At 47.7% G+C, this 281-nt stretch carries 1 protein-coding gene; it reads left to right on the forward strand.

Going from position 1 to position 281, the window contains the following annotated elements:
• Positions 1–119: 119 nt before the first annotated feature.
• The coding region (locus ACSIPU_RS31245) for a hypothetical protein (RefSeq protein WP_435322582.1) at positions 120–281 on the forward strand (162 nt) is incomplete at its 3' end.

Here is a 281-nt window from a genome sequence, read left to right on the forward strand (position 1 = left end):
TACCTGTTCGATCGTTAAAATGCATTTTACAGCGCGATTATTTTTGCAGGGTGAATACGACATTGGTTTTACGATTGGGATATTTATTTAGCCGACCCGCAAGTCTATGGGGATGGCTGATGTGTAATGCGTTTAACGGTATTGCGATTGTCCTCTGCTTTCGTGGCATAAGCAGCGTCACCGGTTTCAGCGAGGCGATCTGGCAGGCCATCATCACGCTGGCTATTATCATATCGACCTGGTACAGCGCTAACTATTTTGCTGCGCTGGAAGCTCGACGC

The organism is Klebsiella sp. HN106, from assembly GCF_051209435.1.
Lineage (GTDB): Bacteria > Pseudomonadota > Gammaproteobacteria > Enterobacterales > Enterobacteriaceae > Klebsiella > Klebsiella oxytoca.